Below are 23,511 nucleotides of genomic sequence, written 5' to 3'. Positions count from 1 at the left end.
GGTTGTAATGCGACGCCTGGGCGTCAGGGCGAGAAGTGGAAAACGGTGGTCTGGTGGTACGGCTCCCCCGGCTCGATCCGGGTCGAGGGGAAGTCCGGATGGTTCGGGGCATCGGGGAAGTGCTGGGTCTCCAGCGTGAACCCGCCCCAGTGCCCGTAGGTCTTGCCGTTCTTGCCCTCGAGCGAGCCGTCCAGGAAGTTGCCGGTATAGAACTGCACACCCGGCTCCGTCGTTCGCATGGTCAGCGTCCGCCCGGAGACCGGGTCGCTCACCCGGGCGGCCAGCGCATCCAGGGAGCCGCCGGTATTCAGCACCCAGTTGTGGTCGTAACCGCCCTGGTCTGGCTCGGTGCGTGCGAGCTGCGGGTCGTCGTCACGTATGTGGGCACCGATCCGGGTCGGCGTGCGGAAATCGAAGGGCGTGCCCTCGACACCCGCGAGGCTGCCGGTGGGGATCAGCGAGGTGTCGACCGGGGTGTAGCGGTCCGCGTTGATCATGGCGACCTGGTCGAGCACGTCCCCCTCGCCGGCGCCGGCGAGGTTGAAGTAGGTGTGATTGGTCAGGTTCACCACCGTGGGGGCGTCGCTGATCGCGGTGTAGTGGATGCGCAGGTCATTGTGCTGGTTGAGCGTGTAGCGCACGGTCACCGCCAGGTCTCCCGGGAAACCCATGTCGCCGTCGCGCGAGAGCAGGCTCAGCTCGACGCCCACACGGTTGGGCGCCTCGATCGCCCGTGCCTGCCAGACGCGGCTGTCGAACCCCTCCGGCCCGCCATGCAGGGCGTTGTCGCCGTCGTTGGTGGGGACGTGGTAGGTCTCGCCGTCGAGCGTGAACGTGCCGCCGTCGATACGGTTGCCGTAGCGCCCGATCAGCGCGCCGAAGTAAGGGCCGTTGTCGAGATAGGGTTTCAGGCGGTCGAAGCCGAGGGCGACGTCCTCTACCCGGCCGTTGCGGTCCGGGACCCGGATCGACTGGACGATGCCACCGTAGGTGAGCACGTCAACGGCCATGCCGGCATCGTTCTTCAGGGTGTATTCATAGACCGGAGTGCCTTCGGGCGTCTCGCCGAAAGGACTGCGGGTCACCGACATCGCGTGCACCGTCCCGGCGGTGGCAACGGCGATCACGACGGCGAGGCCCGTCCGTGCCGTATAGGACATAGCTTCCTCCTCCTTGCGGTTGTCCCGCCGACCGTGGGCCGTTCCGGTTCCCGGCCGGCGCCGTCGCGTCCGTGCATCCGTCCGGATGCCCCGGACGCGCTATGCTTTTTATTCACCATAGAACCTGATCAATAACCTACAAATACGATTTCCCCCATGAATTCATACCCGAACGGTTATACATGCCCACAACGGGTGAGCCACGGCGGCGCGGCCCCGGAGGTGCGGCCCCGGAGGTGCGGTCCGCCGATACTGACGCAGAGCGGATTCAGCGAAAAAGAAGGGCGCCCGCACCGGGCGGGTGCGGACGCGAAACGGGGAGAAGAAACGGCGTGTATGCCTGCCGCTAGTGCAGCGGCCAGGTCGCCACCTGCGGGAAGGTGAGCATGATGGCCAGCACCGTCACCTGCAGCGCGATGAACGGGAGCAGCGAGGTGTAGATGTCCCGCAGGGTGATCCCCGGCGGGGCCACGCCCTTGAGGTAGAACGCCGCCGGACCGAACGGCGGACTCAGGAAGGAGACCTGCATGTTGATCGCGAACAGGATGCCGAACCAGACCGGGTCGTAGCCGATCTGCTCGATGATGGGCACGAAGATCGGCAGCGTGAGCATGGCGATGCCGATCCAGTCCATGAACAGCCCGAGCACGATGAGGATCGCCATCATCACCAGCACGATGGCGATGGGCGGCAGGTCCAGGCCGAGGATGCTGCTCGCCACGAAACGGTTGCCGCCCATGAGGTTGTAAACGCCCACGAGGATGGCGGCGCCGATGCCGATCCACACGATCATGCCGCAGGTATTGATGGTCTGGCTCAGGCTCTCGCGAATGATGGTCACCGAGAGCTCACGGCGCAGCGACACCAGCACGAGCACGCCGAACACGCCCATGGCCGCAGCCTCGGTGACCGAGGCGATGCCGGCATAGATGGAACCGAGCACCAGCGCGGCGACCAGTGCCGGCGGGATCACCGCCTTGAGCGCCGCGAGACGGGAATGCCCCGGTGCCTCCAGCTCCTCCTCCGACAGCGGCGGGCCGAGCTCCGGGCGCAGAAGGCAGCGGCAGAGGACGTAGGCCACGTACGAGCCCATCAGGATCAGCGCCGGGGTGATCGCCGCGGTGAACAGGTCCGCGATGGACTCGCTGGCGAGCAGCCCGTAGATGATGAGCACGATGGAGGGCGGCATCATCGTGCCAAGGGCGCCGCCGGCGCAGACCACGCCGATGGAGATCTTGCGGTGATAGCCGAGGCGCAGCATCTGCGGCAGCGCGAGGATGCCGAGCAGCACGATCTCGCCGCCGATGATCCCCGACATCGCCGCCAGGAAGAACGCAACGATGATGGTCTGCACCGCCACGCCGCCGGGCAGCCGCCCGGCGAACACCCGCATGCCGTTGAACAGGTCCCTCGCGATTCCCGACCGGTCCAGCAGCGAGGCCATGAGCACGAACATCGGTACGGCCACCAGGGAGTACTCCGTGACGAAGCCGTAGATACGCGCGGTCACCAGCGGCAGCGCATCGGGGCCGAAGAAGCCCGCCGTGAACAGCAGCGCCACCAGGCCGGTGATGAACGCCAGCGGCAGGCCGGTAAGCAGCAGCGCGAAGATTGCCCCCACCAGGACGTAGGTCGCCGTTGCGATATCCATGCCCGCGCTACCTCCGCCCGGCGACCGCGCGCAGGGACTGCCACAGGTGCAGCAGTGCCTGCACCAGCATCAGCAGCGTCGCGGCCAGGATGACGATCTTGGTGAAACTGGGGAACGGCGGGTTCCAGCTGGAGCCCGAGCGCTCCAGTGTCCACTCGCCGGTCGGGGCGATCACCGAGCGCTCGACCATCACCCAGCCGGCGTAGGCGATGGCGGCACAGAACAGCACGGTGACCGCGTCGTTGAAGACGTCCAGGGCCCGGCGCAGGCGCGGGCCGGCGGCATCGTAGAGCAGGCGCACGCGGATGTGGCCATCACGGGCGAGCGCCACCGGTCCGCCCAGGCAGAACAGGACCGCGACCAGGAAGATGGTGGTTTCGTGGACCCACGAGGTCGGCGAGTCCAGACCGTAGCGCAGGAAGACCTCGACCACGCTGATGGCCATGGCCACGAAGGCCAGCCAGCCGATATCCGGGGCCAGGCGGTTAATGCACCGATCGAGGCGGGTGCGCGCCCCCTCGGTGGTGAAGGGCCCGTCGTCGGCCTCACCGTGCTCCGCGTCGCGGGACTCGGCAAGCGGGACGTTGGCGCTCATGGTTGCTCCTCCCCTGACAAAGACCGCGGGCCGCCGACGCGGCCCGCGGCGGAGTCACTCACATCAGGTCGCGCTGCTTCAGGAACGCGACGACGGAGTCGTAGACCTTCTGGCACATCTCGTTCTTCTCGGCCCAGTTGGCCCACTCCTTCTGGGCGATGCGGCGGAATTTCGCGCGCTCGGCCTTGGGCAGGTCGATGATCTCGATGTCGTCGTTCTTGCGCGCCTTGGCCACCGCCTTGAGGTCGAGCTGATGCATCCGGAAGGCGGTATCCACGGCGAGGTAGTCCACCGATGTCTCGAGGATCGTCTTGAGATCGTCGGGCAGCTCGCTCCAGACGTCCTTGTTGATCGAGACCGCGCCCATCGGCATGGAGTGGAAACCGGGATAGATGGGATACGGCGCGAACTCGTGGAGGCCGAGCTGCTGGTTATTGGCGAAGGTGTTGTAGTCCGCCGCGTCGATCACGCCCTTCTCCAGGGCGGTGTAGACCTCCGAGGTCGGCAGGTTCACCGGCGTGGCCCCGGCCTTGCTGAACACGTTGTTCACCATGCCTTGGGGGGCACGCATCTTCAGGCCCTTGAGATCCTCGATCTCGCGGATCGGGCGGCTGGAGACGAGTGATTCCAGTCCGGCGACGGAGGCGCCGATGAGGTGGACGCCGTAAGGCTCGACGAGCTGGTTGTAAAGCTCCTCGCCGCCGCCGTAGTTCATGTACTCGATGAACTGCATGGGGTCGCTCCAGGCGCCCACCAGATTGCCGAGCATGCCGAACGCGGGGTTCTTGCCGCTGAAGTAGCTCGGGTCCGTGATGTGGCCCTGGAGGATGCCGCTGCCGACGGCGGTCAGGGTCTGGGACGGCGGCACCACCGCGCCGACGGGCAGGATCTCGATCTTCACCCGGCCGTCGGTCATCTCGTTGACCCGCTCGGCCCAGTCCTTCTGGATCTTCACCAGCGGTGATCCCGCCGATTCCGTGGTCTGGAACTTCCACTCGTAGGTCGCCGCCTGCGCCGGCCCGGCGGCCAGGCTCCCCGCCACCAGGGCGGCCGAGGCGACGGCCGCGGCGAGGCGGCCACGTACAGTACTGGCTTTCATCTCTCTCCTCCTGTCTGTCTTCACTCACTCTGCGTATCGGTCGCAGTCCCGTCGGGCCGGACGGGCCGGCCCTGGCGACGCCGGCGGGCGGCCCAATGTAGCGCCGCGTCATCCCCCGACCTGTCGATACCGTCGCGGTTCCGGTCCGGAAACCGCCCGAGGTCTCCGGACTACAGCAGTCCCCGTGCTGCCAGATTGCGCATCAGTGCCCCGGCGCCGAACGTCCAGCGCGGGCAGGTGTCCGTGGTCCGGACACGGTTGGACAACGTCCCCAGCCGCGGCTCGGCGATGGTGGTGATGTCTCCCGAATGATGGGTGAAACCGAGCCCGGGCTCGTCCCGGTCCTGCACCGGGGCGAACGGCGTGCCGAGCATCAGCACGAGGCCGTCCGGGTACTGGTGGTTGGCGTCGATGGTGGCGGCGACCAGGTCCGCCGGGTCGCGGCTGATCGACGCCATCGGGCTCGCGGCATCCAGGCGGAAGCCGTCATCCCCGCCTTCCACGGTCAGCGCCACCTCCGCGGCGCGCAGGTCGTCCAGGCCGTAACCGTCGTCGAACAGCCGGATGAACGGCCCCAGCGCACAGCTCGCGTTATTGTCCTTGGCCCGCCCGAGCAGCAGCGCGGACCGCCCCTCCACGTCGCGGAGGTTGACGTCGTTCCCCAGGGTGGCACCGACGGCGTTACCGCGGCTGTTCACCGCCAGGGCCACCTCCGGCTCGGGGTTGTTCCACCGCGACGCCGGATGAACGCCGACGTCGGCGCCGGTACCCACGGCGGAGAGCGGCTGGGCCTTGGTGAAGATCTCCGCGTCCGGGCCGATGCCGACCTCCAGGTACTGTGACCAGGCACCACGGGCGATGAGCGTCTCGCGCAGGGCGAGCGCGGCCTGCGAACCGGGCACCAGGGTCGAGAGGTCGGCGCCGACCAGCGCGTCGATCTCCTCGCGCACCGCCGCCGCCCGGCCGGGATCGCCCCCGGCGTGCTCCTCGATCACGCGCTCGAGCAGGCTCGCCACGAAGGTCACCCCGGAGGCCTTCACGGCCTGGAGGTCCACCGGCGCGATCAGGCACGGCAGTGCCGGGGCGCGGCGCTCGCCGTCGGAGTTGGCGAGGACGTCGGTGAGCGCCGCCAGCCGCTCACCCGGCGCGGTCCCCGCCTCACGGGCGGGATCGCGGGTCTCCAGCAGCTCGCGCATCGTCGGCAGCCGCGGGCTGGTGATGTCGTAGACGTAACCTTCCCGCACCGTGACCACGCACGGCCCGCCGCGGCGCGGCGACCAGGCACGGCCGACCAGGCAGGCACGCTCCGCATCCCGGGGCAGCGCGGCCTCGGCATCGAGTTGGGGGGACAGCGTCGTCATGTCGATCCTCCCGGCCGGTGAACGGCCCCGGTCACAGCGCCCGGACCGCGGGGACCGGGGCCTCCGCGACGGTCATCGGGTTGCGCAGGGGCAGCGCGAACGGCCCGGCCTCCAGCTCGAAGATGTCGCCGTCGCGGGTGCTCACGCCGTCGCTGAAGCTCAGCGTCGCCGTGCCGAGAAAGTGCACGTGGAGGTCCCCCGGACGGCGGAAGGCGGCGTACTTGAAGTGGTGGGCCTCGAGGTTTGCGATGCTGTGACACATGTGCTCCTCGCCGGTGACGAAGGGGCGCTCCCAGAGCACCTCGCCGTCACGCCGTATCCGCGAGACGCCGCGCACGCTTGCCGGCAGATCCCCCAGGAGCAGCTCCCCGCCGAGGGCGCAGGCGCGCAGTTTGGAGTGGGCCAAGTAGAGGTAGTTCTCGCGCTCGGTGACGTGGTCGGAGAACTCGTTGGCGAGCACGTACCCGAGCCGGCAGGGGGTCCCATCGGCGGCGATGATGTAGATGCCGGCGATCTCCGGCTCCTCGCCGCCGTCCAGGGCGAAGTCCGGCGATACCAGCGCCTCGCCGGGGCCGGCGACGATGGTGCCGTCGCCCTTGTAGAACCACTCCGGCTGCACGCCCATGGTGCCCGGCGCCGGCCGGCCGCCCTCGACGCCGCGGCGGAACATGCGCATGGAGTCGGTGAGCGTGTCCGCATCGTCCGCCGTGACCCGGTGCATGAGGTCGCGCCCGTCCGCGCTGCCGGTGTGGGTCAGGCCGGTGCCGGTAACCAGCATGTGGGCGGGGTCCGGATGGGCCACCGGTGCTGCCACCCTGCCCGCCTCCAGCGCCGCACGCACATCGACCGTGCCGCCACGCCCGCACTCGTCGACCACCGCGGCGAGGGTCTGTCCGGTGTCCGCCGCACGGCGGGCGAGCTCGTAGACACCGACGGCGCCGTCGACCTCGTGACCTTGAACACCGTCGTCGGCGACGGCCACCACCCGGGTGGTTCCCCCGGTTCCGGCGATCTGGAGCAGCTTCATATTCTCCCCCTGCGGGTCTCTCTCCTCAGCGTTGAGGTCAACCTACGGGGGAAGACATAACCATCCAATGCTTAATGATGTATTATTTTATATGTATTCTGTAATACATATCCATAAACCGGAGCCCAGTAATGCGCGACCTGCCCGCGGACTGGTTCCTGCGCGTGCGGTTGAAGCTGCGCCACATGCAGCTGTTCGTCGCCCTGGACGAATACCGCAACATCAACCGCGCCGCGGCGAGCCTGAACATGAGCCAGCCGGCCGCCTCCAAGCTGCTCAGCGACCTCGAGCACCTGCTCGGAGTATCGGTGTTCGAGCGCCAGTCCCGGGGGGTTCGGCCCAACTGGTACGGCGAGATCCTGATCCGTCACTCACGGACCATGCTCGCCGAGCTCGGTCAGGCGGGCGAGGAGCTCACCGCCCTGCACCACGGCCGCGGCGGCACGGTGTCGCTGGGCACGGTGATGCCGGCGGCGGTAAACCTGCTCAGCGAGGCAATGGAGGCGGTCCAGCGCGAACGGCCGAACCTCAAGGTGAGCATCGAGGTGAACGTCAGTCCACGGCTGGTGGAGGGCCTGCACGACGGCACCTTCGACTTCGTCCTTGCCCGCGCGCCGGAGGACGAGAGCAGCGCGGAGCTCGTCTACGAGGAGATCAGCGAGGAGCCGCTGTGCTTCGTGTGCCGGCGCCACCACCCCCTCGCCGGACAGGCGGCGGTCTCGCTGGAGGACATGGCGCCCTATGTCTGGGTGCTGCAGCCGCCGACGGGGCTGCTGCGCCAGCGCGTGGAACGGCTGCTGCTGGAGAACGCGGTGACGCCGCCGCGGGACATCGTCGACACCCAGTCCATCCTGGTCTCGCTCGCGCTGGTGGAACAGATGGACGCGGTCACGGTGATCTCGCGGCCGGTGGCGGAATGGCTGTGCGACCCGGAGCGATTCACCATCCTGCCGTTCGAACCGCGCTTCACCGTCAAGCCGTTCGGCATCGTCTCCCTGCGCGATCGCCCCCTCTCGCCGGGGGCGGCCGCGCTCAAGGAGACCGTGCACCGGATCGTCGCCCGGCAGCACGAGGCCGCCGGGCCGGGGCCGTGACCGTCGCTCAGTGGCTCTCCCGGGGGACCTCGGCCCCCCGGCAACCGACGAGGAAGTCCAGGTCGGCGCCGGTATCGGCCTGGAGCACCCGCTCCACGTACAGGCTCTGGTAACCGCCCTGCATGGCGTGGGGCTGCGGCTGCCAGCGGGCCCGGCGACGCTCGAGCTCGGCCTCGTCGATCTTCAGCGCCAGGCGCCGGGCCTCGACGTCCAGCTCGATGATGTCGCCCTCCTCGACCAGCGCCAGCGGCCCGCCGGCGGCGGATTCCGGCGCGACGTGAAGCACCACGGTGCCGAAGGCGGTGCCGGACATGCGCGCATCCGAGACGCGGACCATGTCCCGCACGCCCTTCTCCAGGACCTTGCGCGGCAGCGGCAGGTTGCCGACCTCCGCCATGCCCGGATAGCCCTGCGGCCCGGCGCCCTTGAGGACCAGCACGCTGTTCTGGTCGACGTCGAGGTCCGGATCGTCCACGCGGGCCTTGAAGTCCTCGATGCTCTCGAACACTACCGCCCGGCCGGTGTGCTGCATAAGATGCGGTGAGGCCGCCGAGGGCTTGAGCACCGCGCCCTGGGGCGCGAGGTTGCCCTGAAGCACGGCGATGCCGCCCTGGTGAAAGACCGGGTTGTCCCGGTCGCGGATGACGTCGTCGTTGAAGCACTCCGCCGCATTCAGCTGCTCACCCATGGTGCGCCCGGAGATGGTGAACGCATCTTCGTGCAGCAGGTCCCGGATCTTGCCCATCACCGCTGGCAACCCGCCGGCGTAGCAGAAATCCTCCATCAGGTACTCGCCCGAGGGCATGAGGTTGACCAGGCAGGGGACGTCGCGCCCGAAGCGGTCCCAGTCGGTGAGATCGAGGTCCACGCCGATACGCCCGGCGATCGCGAGGAGGTGGATCACCGCGTTGGTCGAGCCGCCGATGGCACCGTTCACGCGGATGGCGTTCTCGAACGCCTCGCGGGTGAGCACCCTGGACAGACGCAGGTCCTCCTCGACCATCGAGACGATGCGCCGGCCGGTGAGTCGCGCCAGGCGGTTGCGCCGGGCATCCACCGCCGGGTAGGCGGCATTGCCCGCGAGGGTGACGCCCAGGGCCTCCGACATGGAGGCCATGGTCGAGGCGGTGCCCATGGTCATGCAGTGGCCGGGCGAGCGTGACATGCCGCTCTCCGCGGCCATGAAGTCCTCTTCGGACATGCGCCCGCTGCGCACCTCCTCGGAGAACTTCCACACGTCCGTGCCCGAGCCCAGGGTGCGCCCCCGGAAACGGCCGTTGAGCATCGGCCCGCCGGAGACCACCGCGGCCGGGATATCGCAGCTCGCCGCCCCCATGAGCAGCGACGGGGTGGTCTTGTCGCACCCGCCCATGAGGATGACACCGTCCAGCGGGTTGCCGCGAATGGCCTCCTCCACGTCCATGGAGGCGAGGTTGCGGAACAGCATGGCGGTGGGGCGGAGCATGGTCTCGCCGCAGGAGAACACCGGGAACTCGAAGGGCGTTCCCCCCGCCTCGATCACACCCCGCTTGATGTGCTCGACGAGCTCGCGGAAATGCGCGTTGCAGGGCGTGAGCTCGGAGAAGGTGTTGCAGATACCGATCACCGGGCGGCCGTCGAAGGCGTCGTCCGGCAGGCCGTTGTTCTTGGCCCAGCTGCGGTGGAGGAAGGCGTCCTTGTCCGTGCCCCCGAACCAGGCCTGACTCCGGCGCTTCCCGGCGTTCTTATCATCGTCGCTCATGCTCGTCGCTCTCCCGGTCGTGGCCCGACGGCGGCGCCGTCACGGCCATGGATGGTTCATGGGAGCGACGCTAGCAAGGCGATATATAGTTTTCTAATATTGGATTCGTCATTTATGTATACACATATATGCATGGATTCAGGGCACCATGCCCCCTGCCCCGCCGGCGGCACGTCGTCGCGACGTGCACCGCGCCCGCCGACGCCGCCATAATGGGTCGCTCCCGGGGAGTCACCGCGCGGCAGAGGCATATGGAAATGGCATCGATGCGCTGGAGCACACGACGTCGCGTCCTGCTGGTCGCGCTGGTGCCCACCATCACGGTGGCGGCGGTGCTGCTCTCGCTGCTCGGCGATACCGAGCTCTCGCGTCTGCGCTCGGCACTGAACCGCGAGCTCGCCGTGAGCGCGCATCAGTGGCGCGTGCCCGCCGCGGAGGCGCTGCACTCCGGCCATCTCCGCACCCTGCAGGGCATCGTCGATTCACTGGTGGACAACCCCACCGTCGCCGAGGCGCGGATCGAGCGCGGCGACGGCTCCACGGTGGTCTCGGCCCGCAGCCACGCCCCGCGTGTCACCTCCATGCTCGGCGGGGCGCTCATGGCGGCGACGGCATTCGAACGGCTCGACGCCGGCGTCATGACGGTGATGCTGGATACGGCCACCACGCCGATGCCGCCCTCCGGCGGTACGCTGACGGTCACTCCCGACCACGGCTGGGCGTATCAGCGCTATGCCGCGGTCATGCTTCCCCCTTTGGGACTCGCCGCCGCCGTCGCCGGCATCGCCACGCTCCTCGCCCTGGCGGTGGCGAACAGCCTGGTCACCCCGACCCGGCGGCTGACCCGGTTCACCACGCGCATCCGGCGCGGCGAGCTCGACGGGCGTCTGCGCGCGGACGCCGGCGGCGAGATCGGCGAGCTGGAAGAGGCCATGAACCGCATGGTGCAGGCCCTGGGCGAGAGCCGCGAGGCCCTGGAGGCGCGGGTGCGCCAGACCACCTCGGAGCTGCGCCAGACTCTGCAGGCCGTGGAGGTGCAGAACGTGGAGCTCGACGTCGCCCGGCGCCGCGCGCTGGAGGCCAGCAAGGTCAAGTCGGAGTTCGTCGCCAACGTCTCCCACGAGATCCGCACACCGATCAATGGCATCGTCGGCTTCGCCGACCTGCTGCATCACAGCCCGCTCAACGCCGAGCAGCGCGACTACGTGGACACCATCCGCCAGTCCTGCAGCAACCTGCTGACCATCATCAACGACATCCTCGATTTCTCGAAGATCGAGGCGGGCAAGATGGCGCTGGACAGCGTCGACTTCGACCTGCGGGACTGCGTCGAGGAGGTCTTCGCCCTGCTCGCCCCGGAGGCGTACGACAAGCGCCTGGAGATCGTCCAGCTCGTGTACGCCGACGTACCCACCCGGCTGCGCGGCGACCCGCTGCGCCTGCGCCAGGTGCTGACCAATCTGGTACACAACGCCATCAAGTTCACCCCCGCCGGCGAGGTCACCGTGCGCGTGATGATCGAGGAGGAAGACAGCGACTCCGTGAGCATTCGCTTCAACGTCAGCGACACCGGCGTCGGCCTGCATGAGTCCGACCGCGACAAGCTATTCCGTGCGTTCAGCCAGGCCGACACCTCGCTGACGCGGCGCTTCGGCGGCACCGGCCTGGGGCTGATCATTTCCCGCAAGCTCGTCGAGCAGATGGGCGGCACCATCGGCCTGGAGAGTGAACCCGGCGTGGGCTCGACGTTCTGGTTCACCGCCCGCCTGGAGCGCCGGCCGGAGCCGGCGTCGCCGGCGCCGGCGACGCCGCTGGACGGGCGCCACGCCCTGCTCTACGACGACAGCCACCTGACCCGCCTCGCGACACGGCACCGCCTGGAGCAGTGGGGCATGACCGTCACCGGGGCCGGCATCGAGACATTGGAGGCACGCCTGGCCGAAAACGACTGGGCGCTACTGGTCGCTGGTATCGGTCAGGCCGCACTGGACACCGCGCTACCGGGACACCTGATCACCACGGCCCACGCCGCCGGCGTCCCCGTACTGGTGCTCGCCAGTACCGTCGACCGTGAGATCCACCAGCAGCTCACCCGGCTCGGCGCGGCCGCCACGCTGCCCCGCGTCGCACGCCGGCAGGCGATCTTCCGCGAGCTCTGCCGGGTGGTGGACTTTGCCGGCACCTCCCTGCCCCGACTGCCGGCACCGGACACGGCCGATGAGGCGGACGCGGCGGACGCCGAGGGAAACGCCCTGGATGGCGCGAACGTGCTCGTCGTCGATGACAACGAAATCAACCGCAAACTCATCACCACCATCGCCGCACGCAACGGCGTGCGGGTGGTGGAAGCCGGCGACGGTACCGCGGCAGTGGACGCGTGCCGCCACGAGTGGTTCGACACAGTCTTCATGGATATCCACATGCCGGGTATAAGTGGCGAGGAGGCGGCTCGACGGATCATCGCCAGCTACGACGGCCGGCGACCGCCGCGGATCATCGCACTCACCGCCAACGCCATGAGCGGAGAGCGCGAACGGCTGCTCGCCGCCGGGATGGACGACTGCCTGATCAAGCCGGTAACGGAGGTGCAGATTCTCGCCGCGATCGGCCGGGACGGCCCGGCACCGGAGCATTCGAGCGTTGATAACGACACCCGGAGCACGCTGCGGGAGATGATGCTCGACGAGCTTCCCGACCATCGCCAACGCATCGTCGCCGCCGTCGAGACCGGAGACCGGGCAACGCTGCGCGAGCACGTGCACAAGCTCCACGGCGCGGCCAGCGTATGCGGGCCGGAGGCCCTGCGCTCGGCTTGCGCCGAGCTGGAGGGACACCTCGTCGCCGGCGATGCTCAGGCGATACCGGGGGCGGTGGACGATCTGCTCGGGGCGATTGACACGGTCTCAGCCGACTCCCCCGCCTGAACCGCCCTCCAGCACGACGAAGGCGACAGCGTAGTCGCGCTCGTCCGAGATGCTAAGGTGACAGCGGAGGATGCCCCTGCGAACGGCGAGCGTCTGCGCCTCGCCCTCGAGCTGCAGCTGCGGCGCCCCGACCTCATCGTGACCGACACGCAGGTGCTGGAAGCTCAGGCCACGCCCGATACCCGTGCCGAAGGCCTTGGCCGCCGCCTCCTTGGCGGCGAAACGGCGGGCGGCGAAGGCCCCGAAGTCCGCCAGCGCCGCCCCCTCGTCGAGTTCCGCCGCGGTCAGCACCCGCCGCGCGAACCGGGTATCCGGGGCCCCGGCGAGGCGACGTATGCGCGCGACCGCGACGATGTCGGTGCCGATGCCGACGATCACGCCCCGCCCCGCACGGCGGCCCCGGTCATCAGACGCCGCATGTCGGCGACGGCGTCGGCGAGCCCGCTGAATACCGCCCGCGCGATGATCGCGTGGCCGATGTTGAGCTCGTGCATGCCGGGCAGCGCCGCGACCGCCTCGACGTTGTGGTAATGCAGGCCGTGACCGGCATTGACGGTGAGCCCGAGGCCCCGGGCGTAGGCGACGGCCTCCGCCACCCTGGCGAAGGTCCGCCGCGCGGTCTCCGGGTCCTGCGCATCCGCGTACTCCCCGGTGTGGATCTCCACCACCGGGGCGCCGGCCCGGGCCGCGGCGTCGAGCTGCACGGGATCGGGGTCGACGAACAGGGAAACCGCCACTCCGGCGCGCGCCAGCCGGGCGCAGACCGCGGCCGTGCGCCCGGCCTGGGCGGCAACGTCGAGGCCACCTTCGGTGGTCAGCTCCTCGCGGCTCTCCGGGACGATGCAGCAGTTGGCGGGGCGGACCGCCTCGGCGATCGCCACCATCTCGTCGGTCATCGCCATCTCCAGGTTCAGCCGGGTCTCGACGGTCTCCGCGAGCAGCCGCACGTCCCGGTCCTGGATGTGACGGCGGTCCTCGCGCAGGTGCACCGTGATCCCGTCCGCACCGGCCTGCTCGGCCACCAGCGCGGCCTGCACCACCTCCGGGTAACGGGTACCACGGGCCTGGCGCAGGGTGGCGACATGATCGATGTTGACCCCCAGCAGGGGGCGATGGCTGGTCACTGACATGCGCTGTCGTCCTCTCCGGTATCGGATGGCCCGCCGCGGGCGTCCGCGGCGCGGAGCTGCTGACGGTAAAGCCCGCGGCTGTAGAGCGGGCGCTCACCGAGGTGCGGCGCCAGCGCCGCGCGCATGAGCTCGCGCGCGGCCCGCGAGCCGGCGGCCCCGGTCTCACCGGCCGCCAGGCCGAGGAGCACGGCACCGTCGATCCCGCGCCCGGCGGCCCCGCCCGCCAACGGGTGGAAGCCCGTGTCGGGATCATAGCGGTAAGCAATGCCGGGCTGCACGGGCGCCCCGCCGGCGTCGTGCCCCAGTGGCAGTCCGTAGCCCAGGCTGGTGAGCAGGTCGCGCTCGAACAGCCGCAACAGCACACCCTCGGCACCGGCCTCCAGCGCGAGCGCAGTCACCAGCCGGGTGTAATGACCGAACAGCTCCGGATGAGGGTCTTGCCGGCGCGTCGTGCGCACCAGCAGCTCATTGGCGTAGAGCCCGCTGATCAGCCGGGTGCCGGCGAGCCGCGCGGGGGTGCCGGCGAGCTCCGCGTCCACCAGCGTGGCAAGATCGCCACGCCCCTGCCAGGAGAGGCTGAGCGGCTGGAACGCCTGGAGCGTACCGGGCAGGCGGGAACGGGCCCGGCGCGCACCCCGGGCCACCAGCCCGACGCGGCCATGGTCCCGGGTGAAGCACTCCAGCAAAAGGCTGGTGTCGCGGTAGGGCCGGCGGTGCAGGATGTAGGCGGGGGCCAGGCTGACCCGGCGCTGCTCGCCCATGGCGCTACTAGAATTCCCCGTAACCGAGGGAGCGCAGCGCCCGCTCGTCGTCAGACCAGCCCTCGCGGACCTTCACCCAGAGCTGGAGGTAGACCCGGCCGTCGAACAGCCGCTCCATCTCCAGCCGCGCGGAACGCCCCAGCGACTTGAGCCGGCGGCCGTCCCCGCCGATGACGATCTTCTTCTGCCCCGGCCGCTCGACCCAGATCACCGCGGCGATGCGGCGCAGCCGCCCCTCCTGCTCGAACGCCTCGATCTCGACGGTGGTCGCATAGGGCAGCTCCTCGCCGAGACCGGCCATGAGCTGCTCGCGGATGAGCTCCGCGGCCATGAAGCGCTCGGAGCGGTCCGTGACCTGCTCCTCCGGGAACAGTGCAGGCCCCTCCGGCAGGCGGGCGACGAGCTCCTGCTCCAGCGCCTCGAGGTTGCTGTGCCGCTGTGCCGAAACCGGCACCACCGCGGCGAAATCATGGCGCTGACTGAGCCGCTCGATCAGAGGCAGCAGCTGGGTCTTGTCGGGGATCCGGTCGACCTTGTTTATCGCGAGCACCACCGGCACCCTGACCGACTTGAGGCGCTCGAAGACGAGATCATCATCCTCGGTCCAGCGACTGGCGTCGACCACCACCAGCACGACATCGACGTCGTCCAGCGCCTGCCCCGCGGCCTCGTTGAGGTAACGGTTCATCGCCGTTTTCGTGGCCCGGTGCAGCCCGGGGGTGTCCACATACACGAGCTGCGCGCCCTCGATGTGGTGCACGCCGATGATGCGGTGGCGCGTGGTCTGCGGCTTGCGGGTAACGATGCTGACCTTCTGCCCGAGCAGGGCATTGAGCAGCGTCGACTTGCCCGCGTTGGGTCGTCCCATCAGGGCGACAAAGCCGCTGCGCATGGTCTCGGTGGCCGTGCTCATCCGGCCCTGCCTCCGTCATTATCGCCCTCGCGCAGACGCGTGAGCATGGATTCGGCCGCCTGCTGTTCGGCACGGCGGCGAGAGTTCGCGCGGCCCTCGCTGGTCACCGCCAGTTCCTCGACATGGCAATGCACACGAAAGGTCTGGTCGTGGGCGCGCCCCTCGACGTCCACCACCTCGTAGGCCGGCAGCGGCAGCCGCCGCGACTGGAGGTACTCCTGCAGACGGGTCTTGGGGTCCTTGAGCTGGCGCTGCTCGGGCAGGTCCGCCAGCCACTCCCGGTAGAGCCCGAGGATGACGTCGCGGCAGGCCTCGAAGCCGCCGTCGAGGTAGATCGCGCCGAGCACCGCCTCGGTCGCGTCGGCGAGGATGGAGTCGCGACGGTGACCGCCGGTCTTCAGCTCGCCGCCGCCGAGGTGGATGTAGCCGCCGAGCTCCAGCCGCCGGGCCAGCCGCGCGAGCGAATTCTTGTTGACCAGGTTGGCACGCAGGCGGCTGAGCTCGCCCTCGCGGGCCTCCGGGCGCCGTTCGAACACGGCGGCGGCGATGACGAAGTTCAGCACACTGTCGCCGAGGAACTCCAGGCGCTCGTTGTTGGGCCCGCTCGCACTGCGATGGGTCAGCGCCTGCTCGAGCAGCGCCGCATCGCGGAATCGGTACCCCAGGTCCTGCTGCAATCGCTCGGCCGTCACGTCACTTGTTTCGGATGAGGGTGGATTTCTTGAAATGGGCGACGAAGTCGAGGTTGGCGATGAACGGCCGCCGTACCTCGTACTCCACCGACGCCTCGATGCCGCCGCGCACCTCCTCGAACTGGAGGTCCTTGGCCTTGATGTTATTGATGTCGTTGATGATCAGCCGGCGCGAGAAGGTCTCGCGGATGTCCTTCTGGTTATTGCCGGTGAACTGCTTCTGCCCGCTTATCCCCTCGAGGATGGTGCCAACGGAGTGGGCCTCCAGGTAGACCGGCACGAGCCGCATGGCGATAAGCGCCAGCAGCCCCGCGGCCACCAGTCCGAGCAGCAGCTGGGTGATGGTCACGCCGCGCTGTGTATGAATCCGTCCCTGCACGATGCCCTCCACGAGCCGTTGTCCCCATCCCTAACAGTTGCTCCGGAACCGCCGCAGGGGAACGCGCACGAAACCCCGCAGCGGGCCTCCGCAAACTACCCTGTCGCACAGATCCCTAGTGAATGATATCGCCGATCCGGCCCCAGTGCAGACCGCCGTTCTCCATGTCCCAGCTCATCCAGATCAGGAAGGCCCGGCCGACGATGTTCCGCTCCGGTACCGGCCCCCAGTAACGACTGTCGCTGCTGCGGTCGCGGTTGTCGCCCATCATGAAGTACGTGCCGTCGGGAACCTGGTAGGTGAACCCGCGCGCGGGGGCCGTCTCGTGGACCAGCAGCTGGTGGTTGACGTCCATGAGGTCCTCGCGGCGAAGCGAGACCAGCGGGTCGCCCCGGTAGTCACCGAGGGTCTGCTGGTCCATGAGCTTGCCGTTGATATAGACGTGCTTGTTCTCGTAGCGGATGGTGTCGCCGGGCAGACCCACGACCCGCTTGATGTAGTCCTGCGACGGGTCCTTCGGGTAGCGGAACACCATGACGTCGCCCCGATCCGGCTCGCCGACGTCCAGGAACTTGTCGTGCAGCACCGGCAGGCGCAGCCCGTAGGCGAACTTGTTGACCAGGATGAAGTCACCCGGCAGCAGCGTGGGGATCATCGACCCGGAGGGGATACGGAAGGGCTCGACCATGAACGAGCGGATCACCAGCACCGCCAGGATCACCGGAAAGAGCGATCGCGGCAGGTCGATGAACCAGGGATCGGAGTCCTTGCTCCGCTGCTCTGCCACACGGCGGGGACGCCGCACCAGCCGGTCCCACAGCCAGATCACCCCGGTGACCAGCGTCACCGCAACGAGAAGCGCCTCGAAATCCCACATACCCGATTTACGCGCCGTGCGCCCCCTGCCTAGTTGTTCTTGTCCACCTGCAGGACGGCGAGGAACGCGTCCTGGGGGATCTCGACCTTGCCCACCTGCTTCATCCGCTTCTTGCCGGCCTTCTGCTTCTCCAGCAGCTTGCGCTTGCGGGTGATATCACCGCCGTAGCACTTGGCGGTGACGTTCTTGCGCATCGCCTTGACCGTGGAGCGGGCGATGATCTTCGAGCCCACCGCCGCCTGGATGGCGACCTCGAACATCTGCCGCGGGATGATCTCCTTGAGCCGCTCGGTGAGCTCGCGCCCGCGCGGATGGGCGTGGTCGCGGTGGACGATGGTGGACAGTGCATCCACCCGGTCACCGTTAACCAGGACGTCGAGCTTGACCAGCGGCGCCGCCTCGAACCGGCGGAACTCGTAGTCGAATGAGGCGAAGCCGCGGCTCGCGGACTTCAGCCGATCGAAGAAATCGAGCACCACCTCGGCCATGGGCATCTCGTAGTCCAGCGAGATCTGGTTGCCCACGTACTGCATATCCTTCTGGGTGCCGCGCTTCTCCTCGCAGAGCTTGATCACCGGCCCCACGTGCTCCTGGGGCACGAGGATGTTGGCATGGATGATCGGCTCGCGGATCTCCTCGATGTCCCCCACCGCCGGCAGCTGAGAGGGGTTGTGCACCTGTATCGTCTCGCCCTCGCGGGTGACCACCTCGTGCACCACGGTGGGCGCGGTGGTGATCAGCTCCAGGCCGTACTCACGCTCCAGACGCTCCTGGATGATCTCCATGTGGAGCATGCCGAGGAAGCCGCAGCGGAAACCGAAACCCAGCGCCTGGGAGGTCTCGGGCTCGTAGGACAGCGAGGCGTCGTTGAGGCGGAGCTTGCCGAGGGCATCGCGGAAGGCCTCGTAGTCGTCCGCGTTGACCGGGAACACGCCGGCGAAGACCCGCGGCTGGACCACCTTGAAGCCCGGCACCGGACTGTCGCAGGGCGTCCGGGCGCTGGTCATGGTATCGCCCACCGGCGCGCCGTCGATGTCCTTGATGCCCGCCACCACGAAGCCCACGCGCCCGGCGCTGATCGACTCCCAGGGCGTGCGCTTGGGCGTGAAGATCCCCAGGTCGTCCACCTGGAACTCGCGGCCGGTGGACATCACCCGGATGCGCTCGCCGCGCCGGAGCTCGCCATCGAACACGCGCACCAGGCAGACGACACCGAGGTAATTGTCGAACCAGGAGTCGATGATCAGCGCCTTGAGCGGCGCATCCGGGTCGCCCTTGGGGGCCGGCACCCGCGCGATCAGCGCCTCCATGAGGTCGTCGACGCCCTCGCCCGTCTTCGCGGATATGCCGAGCACGTCCGTGCCGTCCAGGCCGATGATCTCCTCGATCTGGTGGATCACCCGGTCGGGCTCGGCCGACGGCAGGTCGATCTTGTTGAGCACCGGCAGGACCTCGAGGCCCTGATCCACCGCGGTGTAGCAGTTGGCCACGCTCTGGGCCTCGACCCCCTGGGAGGCGTCCACCAGCAGCAGCGCGCCCTCGCAGGCATACAGCGAACGGCTGACCTCGTAGGAGAAGTCCACGTGGCCGGGGGTGTCGATGAAGTTGAGCTGATAGACGTTGCCGTCTCGGGCCTTGTACTCCAGCGAAACGCTCTGGGCCTTGATGGTGATGCCGCGCTCGCGCTCCAGGTCCATGGAATCCAGGACCTGGGCCGCCATCTCACGGGACGTCAGCGAGCCGGAACGCTCGATCAGACGGTCGGCAAGTGTCGATTTGCCATGGTCGATATGCGCGATGATGGAAAAGTTGCGGATCCGGTCCATCGACTGGGACGCCATAGGGTCTCCGAAAAGCGAACGCACTGCAGTGGCGCCAACGCATTACCGCGGCACACCCCGCCGGTGCGCCGCGGTAACGCCTCGGGGCACGGGTTTCGAGACGCGAACGATACGGCTTTCCGGCGGCGGGCTCAAATGCCCGTCACTGCCCGGGCAACCGCAGGGCGAGGAAACGCGGACCATCCTCCCGGCGCACGAGCACGGCGACGCTGCGCCCCGGCTCCAGCGCGGCCACCGCGTCGCGCAGCGCCGCCGGCGAATCGATCGCCTTGCGGTCGAGTCGGGTAATGACATCGCCGCGGCGCACGCCTGCCTCTCGGGCCGGTCCGGCCGTGACCCGCTCCACCATCACCCCGTCGGCGTCACCGGCCAGACCGAGGGCCTCGCGGGCGCCGTCGTCGAGGGGCGCGACCACCAGCCCCAGACGGTCGATCCTGCCCTCTGGCGCCGGTACCGGGCCACGGGCGGTGAGGTCCTCCGGAAGCTCACCGACACGCACCTGTACCGTCCGCCGCTCGCCCTCGCGGATGATCTCCACCGGCACCTGCTCCCCCACCGGGGTACGGCCGACGATGGCCGGAAGCGCACCGGAGGTCGGTACATCGTGGCCGTCGAAGCGCACGATCACGTCTCCCACGCGCAGCGGCGAGTCCGCCGCCGGGCTATCCTCGAGGATCTGGGAGACCAGCGCCCCGCGGGGACGGCGCATGCCGAAGGACTCCGCGAGGTCGCGGGTGACATCCTGGATCATGACCCCGAGCCAGCCGCGGGCCACGTGACCCTCCTCGCGGAGCTGGCGGGCCACATCCATGGCCAGCTCGATGGGTATCGCGAACGACACGCCCATGAAGCCGCCGGTACGGCTGTAGATGTGGGAGTTGATCCCGACCACCTCACCGTCGAGGTTGAACAGCGGCCCCCCGGAGTTGCCCGGGTTGATGGCCACGTCCGTCTGGATGAAGGGGACGTAGTTCTCCTGGGGCAGGTTTCTGCCCAGGGCACTGACGATCCCTGCGGTCACCGAGTGATCGAAGCCGAACGGCGAGCCAATGGCAAGCACCCACTCGCCGACCTGGAGCTTCGAGGAACGCCCGATGGTCACTGTGGGCAGGCCCGAGGCATCGATGGCGATCAGCGCGAGGTCGCTGCGCGGGTCGGCGCCCACCACCTCCGCATCGAACTCGCGACGATCCGGCAGGCGCACAACGATCTCGGTGGCGTCCTTGACCACATGGTGGTTGGTCAGTATGTAGCCGTCGGCATCGATGATGAAGCCGGAACCCAGCGAGTCCGTCTCGAAAGTCGGGGGCTCCTCGCCGTCGCGGAAACGGTCGAAGAAATCGTGGAAAGGATGGTCCTCGGGCAGTTCCGGCAGTCCGGAGTCAGCGTCCGGGCCGGCCTGTACCGTGCGCTTGGTGCTGATGTTCACCACCGCGGGACTGTTCTCGCGCACCAGCCCGGTGAAATCCGGGAGATTCGCGCGGGTCGCGGCGAGGACCGGCAGCGCCGCCAGCACGAGGAGCATGGCGGCGATGCGGGCGAGGCTTCGATTCATCGGCTCAGACTCCCTCGACGGTGCCCCCGCGGGCGGTTTCGGCATCGGGCGACGGCGCCTCGCCGAGCAGCCGGATACCGGGTATCGGCATGCGGGTCAGCGGCCCCAGCCACCACCACAGTCCCAGCGCACTGGCCATACCCGCCAGCGCACCGGCGTCCGCGGGCAGCTCCAGTCCGAGGGCGGCGGTCCGGCCGGCGATGGCCGCAGCAATCATGAGCACCAAGGGTACCAGATAGGCCGCCACGGAGGCGCCCACCAGTGCGCCCTCCTCGACGCCGATCATCAGGCGTTCGCCCACTTCCGTGGGGCGTCGCGTGGCGATACGCAGTGCGCGGGTGCGTCCGGCCAGATAGGTTGCCAGGCTGCTCACGCCACAGCCGCCGTGGGCCGCGCAGCCGTGGCAGACCGCGCCGGGCTCGCCGCGCACGCGGATCGCCCCCGGCTCCACCGCGACGACGCGCACGGGCTCGCGGATCACTTCGACGGCGCACCCGGCGCGAACGAACGGGCGATCTCCATGACCGCCCTGGGCGGGACCTCGCCGACCACCACGACCTGCCGCTCGTCACTCACGCGGCCGAAGGCGCTGAACGCCCCCATCCGCGAGAGCCCCTCGAACCGCGGCAGCTTGCTGTCGAGATGACTGACGTACACGGACACGGCGGCGAGGCCGTCGGAGTACATCCGGTGCTCCACCGGCCCCTCGATCCCCGTGGGCATATGCCGGCGCTCGCTCAGCCGCAGGGCAAAGCCGCCCGGGATGAAGCCGAGGTGCCAGTCCGGCTCGAATACCTTCTTCTGCCCGTCGTGCTCTTCGCCGTCAGGATCGGCCTTGTACCAGGTGAAATCCCGACCGCTGAGGTGGGGCTCGAGGAGCTTGTCGGGGATATCGTCGGGGAACTGGATCTCGGTGAACACCACCTGTTCCAGGGTGTCGTCGCCGTGGACCAGGTCCGCCCGCAACATCACGCCGGTGCCGGTGTCGATCCAGAAACGGTAGCCGTAACGGTAGTCGTCGGCGGCCTCGATGCGGATGCGCTGGGCCTCGCGCCCGGCGACCCGGGTCACACCGCCGGTATCCAGACGGTAGTAACGGCCGATGGAGTCGGTATCCGCCGGCAGCACGCTGGTGAGCGGGTTACGCACCTGGCGGTGATCCACCATCACACTGCGGCTGTCGGGGAGGATGCAGGTCACGCGGTTGCCGTCGCGGATGATCTCCCGGGCGACGCCGTCGAGGGAGTGGAGCCGTTCCTCCACCTCGTCGGCGGCCTCACCGCCACGGTGCACGATGCGCATCGACTCCGGCGTGGATGCCCCCTGACGGTAGACGAACACCCCGGTGTAATCGGTCTCCTGCATCGCCGAGACCATGCGCTGCAGCCACTGGTGGGCACTGCGCGCATCCGCCGCGGCGGCCTGTGCGGTGACCGCCGCGACCACCACCAGCACCGCACCAAGCCAGCGTCGTGCCCCGCTATTCGGCACGCGCATGCCCGGCGATGCGTGCGTAGTTCAGCATACCGCCGGCCCCGGCGCCGACGGCATTACCGGAATGATTGACCAGATAACCGTTGAGCCGGCGCTGTACGGTGGGATCGAGCCCCTGCCAGGTGACACGCTCAACGGAGTCGGCGGTCGCCGGACCCTCGTCCACGGAGACCCTTTCGGCGAGGCCGTTGCCGCCGCCCGCGGAGGGCGCACTGGCGGTCACCGCCGTTGCCGCCGGGCCGTTGCCGCGCTCCCCCGGACCCGACGGCCAGAGACCGACGGCGAGCACGGCAACGGAGGCGGCGATCGCCGCTCCCGCCACCGGACGGGCGAAGCGCAGCACGCGGCGCCGGTGCGCGGCGGGCTCGGGATGGACCGGGGCCTCGGCCTCCGCCGGATCCAGTGCGGGCTCGGCGTCCAGCGCCGCGGCAACCCGCTCCGCGAAGGCCCCGTCCGCCGCCAGTCCGAGATCGCCGTGCACGGCGGCCCTCGTGGTGTAGTAACGGCCCAGGCGATCCACGAGCTCCGGATCCCGGCCGAGGCGCCGCAGCAGTAGGGGCATCTCCTCGCCGGGCAGCTCGTCATCGGCCAGCGCCGAGAGCTGTTCGTTCACGTGTTCACTCATACCCGTCACCCGTCGCCTCCGACAGCAGCGGCTTGAGCCGCCGGTCTATTGCCTCCCGTGCGCGGAAGATCCGCGAACGCACGGTCCCGATCGGGCAGTCCATCGCCTGCGCGATCTCCTCGTAAGTCAGACCCTCAAACTCCCGCAGGGTCACCGCCGTACGCAGGTCTTCAGGCAGCGCCTCGATCGCGTCGAGCACTGTCTGCTGGATCTCGTCCCTGCGGGCCAGCGCCTCCGGGGACTCCTGATCCTTGAGCGAGGAATCCACATCAAACCGCTCGGCGTCCTGCACGTCCACGTCGCTGTCCGGCGGCCTGCGCCCCATGGCGACGAGATGATTCTTGGCCGTGTTGATGCCGATGCGGTAAAGCCAGGTATAGAAGCTGCTGTCGCCACGAAAGCGCGGCAACGCACGATAGGCCTTGATGAAGGCCTCCTGCGCCACATCCATTGCCTCGGACTGGTCATGCACATACCGCGAGATCAGCTTGATCAGCTTGTGCTGGTACTTGAGCACCAGCACGTTGAAGGCCTGCTTGTCGCCGGCCTTGACCCGCTCGACCAGCGCCGCGTCCGATTCCGAGTCTGCCAT

The 23,511-nt window shown here is 68.8% G+C and carries 22 protein-coding genes; 2 read left to right on the top strand and 20 right to left on the bottom strand.

The features are described 5' to 3' along the window. Positions 1 to 23: 23 nt before the first annotated feature. From ACEZHJ_RS12755 to araD1, 6 genes are all read right to left on the bottom strand, one after another. Positions 24 to 1,160 (bottom strand): aldose epimerase family protein, encoded by a 1,137-nt coding sequence (locus tag ACEZHJ_RS12755; RefSeq protein WP_375036580.1) that lies wholly within the window; start codon positions 1,158 to 1,160, stop codon positions 24 to 26. A 346-nt stretch (positions 1,161 to 1,506) separates the two neighbouring features. Then, positions 1,507 to 2,811 carry a TRAP transporter large permease subunit gene (locus ACEZHJ_RS12750; protein WP_375036579.1) on the bottom strand — a complete coding sequence of 435 codons (1,305 nt, stop codon included), beginning with the start codon at positions 2,809 to 2,811 and terminating at the stop codon, positions 1,507 to 1,509. A 7-nt stretch (positions 2,812 to 2,818) separates the two neighbouring features. After that, on the bottom strand, positions 2,819 to 3,406 hold the full coding sequence (locus tag ACEZHJ_RS12745; protein WP_259201468.1) for a TRAP transporter small permease subunit: 588 nt from the start codon (positions 3,404 to 3,406) through the stop codon (positions 2,819 to 2,821). A 58-nt stretch (positions 3,407 to 3,464) separates the two neighbouring features. After that, entirely contained in the window at positions 3,465 to 4,505 is a 1,041-nt protein-coding gene (locus ACEZHJ_RS12740) for a TRAP transporter substrate-binding protein (RefSeq protein ID WP_018718387.1), read from the bottom strand. Between the two features lie 170 nt (positions 4,506 to 4,675). Further along, entirely contained in the window at positions 4,676 to 5,866 is a 1,191-nt protein-coding gene (locus ACEZHJ_RS12735; RefSeq protein WP_375036578.1) for a fumarylacetoacetate hydrolase family protein, read from the bottom strand. Between the two features lie 31 nt (positions 5,867 to 5,897). Then, entirely contained in the window at positions 5,898 to 6,893 is a 996-nt protein-coding gene (gene araD1, locus ACEZHJ_RS12730; protein ID WP_018718385.1) for an AraD1 family protein, read from the bottom strand. 131 nt (positions 6,894 to 7,024) lie between these two features. On the opposite strand from araD1, the gene ACEZHJ_RS12725 reads away from it, so the two are divergent. Further along, the gene (locus ACEZHJ_RS12725) at positions 7,025 to 7,987 is read left to right on the top strand and encodes a LysR substrate-binding domain-containing protein (RefSeq protein WP_018718384.1); all 963 of its coding nucleotides are present in this window, start codon (positions 7,025 to 7,027) and stop codon (positions 7,985 to 7,987) included. Between the two features lie 7 nt (positions 7,988 to 7,994). Here the strand turns inward: ACEZHJ_RS12725 and araD are convergent, their stop codons facing one another. Further along, complete coding sequence (gene araD, locus ACEZHJ_RS12720) at positions 7,995 to 9,728, bottom strand: L-arabinonate dehydratase (RefSeq protein ID WP_375036577.1); 1,734 nt, start codon at positions 9,726 to 9,728, stop codon at positions 7,995 to 7,997. Positions 9,729 to 9,979: 251 nt separating this feature from the next. Between araD and ACEZHJ_RS12715 the strand changes: the two genes are divergently transcribed. Beyond that, a complete protein-coding gene (locus tag ACEZHJ_RS12715) occupies positions 9,980 to 12,652 on the top strand; it encodes an ATP-binding protein (protein WP_169509144.1) in 2,673 nt (890 codons plus the stop codon). On the opposite strand, the gene acpS is transcribed toward ACEZHJ_RS12715, so the two are convergent. The 13 genes from acpS to rpoE form a co-directional block, all read right to left on the bottom strand. Then, the gene (gene acpS, locus ACEZHJ_RS12710) at positions 12,632 to 13,030 is read right to left on the bottom strand and encodes a holo-ACP synthase (protein ID WP_018718381.1); all 399 of its coding nucleotides are present in this window, start codon (positions 13,028 to 13,030) and stop codon (positions 12,632 to 12,634) included. The genes ACEZHJ_RS12715 and acpS overlap by 21 nt on opposite strands. After that, complete coding sequence (pdxJ, locus tag ACEZHJ_RS12705) at positions 13,027 to 13,782, bottom strand: pyridoxine 5'-phosphate synthase (protein ID WP_040409462.1); 756 nt, start codon at positions 13,780 to 13,782, stop codon at positions 13,027 to 13,029. Before pdxJ ends, acpS begins: the two co-directional genes overlap by 4 nt. Next, on the bottom strand, positions 13,773 to 14,543 hold the full coding sequence (recO, locus tag ACEZHJ_RS12700) for a DNA repair protein RecO (protein ID WP_018718379.1): 771 nt from the start codon (positions 14,541 to 14,543) through the stop codon (positions 13,773 to 13,775). The genes pdxJ and recO overlap by 10 nt, the downstream gene beginning before the upstream one ends. 7 nt (positions 14,544 to 14,550) lie before the next feature. Beyond that, positions 14,551 to 15,456, bottom strand: a complete 906-nt coding sequence (gene era / locus ACEZHJ_RS12695) for a GTPase Era (RefSeq protein ID WP_018718378.1) — start codon at positions 15,454 to 15,456, stop codon at positions 14,551 to 14,553. Beyond that, a complete protein-coding gene (gene rnc, locus ACEZHJ_RS12690; protein ID WP_156831207.1) occupies positions 15,453 to 16,148 on the bottom strand; it encodes a ribonuclease III in 696 nt (231 codons plus the stop codon). Before rnc ends, era begins: the two co-directional genes overlap by 4 nt. Before the next feature lies 1 nt (position 16,149). Next, positions 16,150 to 16,527, bottom strand: a complete 378-nt coding sequence (locus tag ACEZHJ_RS12685; RefSeq protein ID WP_375036576.1) for a DUF4845 domain-containing protein — start codon at positions 16,525 to 16,527, stop codon at positions 16,150 to 16,152. A gap of 115 nt (positions 16,528 to 16,642) precedes the next feature. After that, on the bottom strand, positions 16,643 to 17,404 hold the full coding sequence (lepB, locus tag ACEZHJ_RS12680) for a signal peptidase I (protein WP_018718375.1): 762 nt from the start codon (positions 17,402 to 17,404) through the stop codon (positions 16,643 to 16,645). 29 nt (positions 17,405 to 17,433) lie between these two features. Further along, positions 17,434 to 19,245: a translation elongation factor 4 gene (gene lepA / locus ACEZHJ_RS12675; protein ID WP_018718374.1), complete on the bottom strand. Its 1,812-nt coding sequence runs from the start codon at positions 19,243 to 19,245 to the stop codon at positions 17,434 to 17,436. 142 nt (positions 19,246 to 19,387) lie between these two features. Then, entirely contained in the window at positions 19,388 to 20,800 is a 1,413-nt protein-coding gene (locus tag ACEZHJ_RS12670; RefSeq protein WP_018718373.1) for a DegQ family serine endoprotease, read from the bottom strand. A 4-nt stretch (positions 20,801 to 20,804) separates the two neighbouring features. Continuing rightward, positions 20,805 to 21,281: a SoxR reducing system RseC family protein gene (locus tag ACEZHJ_RS12665; RefSeq protein ID WP_259201462.1), complete on the bottom strand. Its 477-nt coding sequence runs from the start codon at positions 21,279 to 21,281 to the stop codon at positions 20,805 to 20,807. Next, positions 21,278 to 22,297: a MucB/RseB C-terminal domain-containing protein gene (locus ACEZHJ_RS12660; protein WP_084594172.1), complete on the bottom strand. Its 1,020-nt coding sequence runs from the start codon at positions 22,295 to 22,297 to the stop codon at positions 21,278 to 21,280. The genes ACEZHJ_RS12665 and ACEZHJ_RS12660 overlap by 4 nt, the downstream gene beginning before the upstream one ends. Continuing rightward, on the bottom strand, positions 22,281 to 22,919 hold the full coding sequence (locus ACEZHJ_RS12655) for a sigma-E factor negative regulatory protein (RefSeq protein ID WP_163140482.1): 639 nt from the start codon (positions 22,917 to 22,919) through the stop codon (positions 22,281 to 22,283). Before ACEZHJ_RS12655 ends, ACEZHJ_RS12660 begins: the two co-directional genes overlap by 17 nt. Continuing rightward, positions 22,912 to 23,511 (bottom strand): RNA polymerase sigma factor RpoE, encoded by a 600-nt coding sequence (gene rpoE / locus ACEZHJ_RS12650; RefSeq protein ID WP_018718369.1) that lies wholly within the window; start codon positions 23,509 to 23,511, stop codon positions 22,912 to 22,914. The genes ACEZHJ_RS12655 and rpoE overlap by 8 nt, the downstream gene beginning before the upstream one ends.

This window comes from Arhodomonas sp. KWT2, from assembly GCF_041949875.1.
Taxonomy (GTDB): domain Bacteria; phylum Pseudomonadota; class Gammaproteobacteria; order Nitrococcales; family Nitrococcaceae; genus Arhodomonas; species Arhodomonas aquaeolei.
This window is presented reverse-complemented; position numbering and strand designations above follow the sequence as displayed.

Excerpts from the sequence above, each read along its gene's own strand:
- ACEZHJ_RS12755 (WP_375036580.1), bottom strand. The coding sequence starts at position 1,160 with ATGTCCTATACGGCACGGACGGGCCTCGCCGTCGTGATCGCCGTTGCC.
- ACEZHJ_RS12750 (WP_375036579.1), bottom strand. The coding sequence starts at position 2,811 with ATGGATATCGCAACGGCGACCTACGTCCTGGTGGGGGCAATCTTCGCG.
- ACEZHJ_RS12745 (WP_259201468.1), bottom strand. The coding sequence starts at position 3,406 with ATGAGCGCCAACGTCCCGCTTGCCGAGTCCCGCGACGCGGAGCACGGT.
- ACEZHJ_RS12740 (WP_018718387.1), bottom strand. The coding sequence starts at position 4,505 with ATGAAAGCCAGTACTGTACGTGGCCGCCTCGCCGCGGCCGTCGCCTCG.
- ACEZHJ_RS12735 (WP_375036578.1), bottom strand. The coding sequence starts at position 5,866 with ATGACGACGCTGTCCCCCCAACTCGATGCCGAGGCCGCGCTGCCCCGG.
- araD1 (WP_018718385.1), bottom strand. The coding sequence starts at position 6,893 with ATGAAGCTGCTCCAGATCGCCGGAACCGGGGGAACCACCCGGGTGGTG.
- ACEZHJ_RS12725 (WP_018718384.1), top strand. The coding sequence starts at position 7,025 with ATGCGCGACCTGCCCGCGGACTGGTTCCTGCGCGTGCGGTTGAAGCTG.
- araD (WP_375036577.1), bottom strand. The coding sequence starts at position 9,728 with ATGAGCGACGATGATAAGAACGCCGGGAAGCGCCGGAGTCAGGCCTGG.
- ACEZHJ_RS12715 (WP_169509144.1), top strand. The coding sequence starts at position 9,980 with ATGGAAATGGCATCGATGCGCTGGAGCACACGACGTCGCGTCCTGCTG.
- pdxJ (WP_040409462.1), bottom strand. The coding sequence starts at position 13,782 with ATGTCAGTGACCAGCCATCGCCCCCTGCTGGGGGTCAACATCGATCAT.
- recO (WP_018718379.1), bottom strand. The coding sequence starts at position 14,543 with ATGGGCGAGCAGCGCCGGGTCAGCCTGGCCCCCGCCTACATCCTGCAC.
- era (WP_018718378.1), bottom strand. The coding sequence starts at position 15,456 with ATGAGCACGGCCACCGAGACCATGCGCAGCGGCTTTGTCGCCCTGATG.
- lepB (WP_018718375.1), bottom strand. The coding sequence starts at position 17,404 with ATGTGGGATTTCGAGGCGCTTCTCGTTGCGGTGACGCTGGTCACCGGG.
- lepA (WP_018718374.1), bottom strand. The coding sequence starts at position 19,245 with ATGGCGTCCCAGTCGATGGACCGGATCCGCAACTTTTCCATCATCGCG.
- ACEZHJ_RS12670 (WP_018718373.1), bottom strand. The coding sequence starts at position 20,800 with ATGAATCGAAGCCTCGCCCGCATCGCCGCCATGCTCCTCGTGCTGGCG.
- ACEZHJ_RS12660 (WP_084594172.1), bottom strand. The coding sequence starts at position 22,297 with ATGCGCGTGCCGAATAGCGGGGCACGACGCTGGCTTGGTGCGGTGCTG.
- ACEZHJ_RS12655 (WP_163140482.1), bottom strand. The coding sequence starts at position 22,919 with ATGAGTGAACACGTGAACGAACAGCTCTCGGCGCTGGCCGATGACGAG.
- rpoE (WP_018718369.1), bottom strand. The coding sequence starts at position 23,511 with ATGGCAGACTCGGAATCGGACGCGGCGCTGGTCGAGCGGGTCAAGGCC.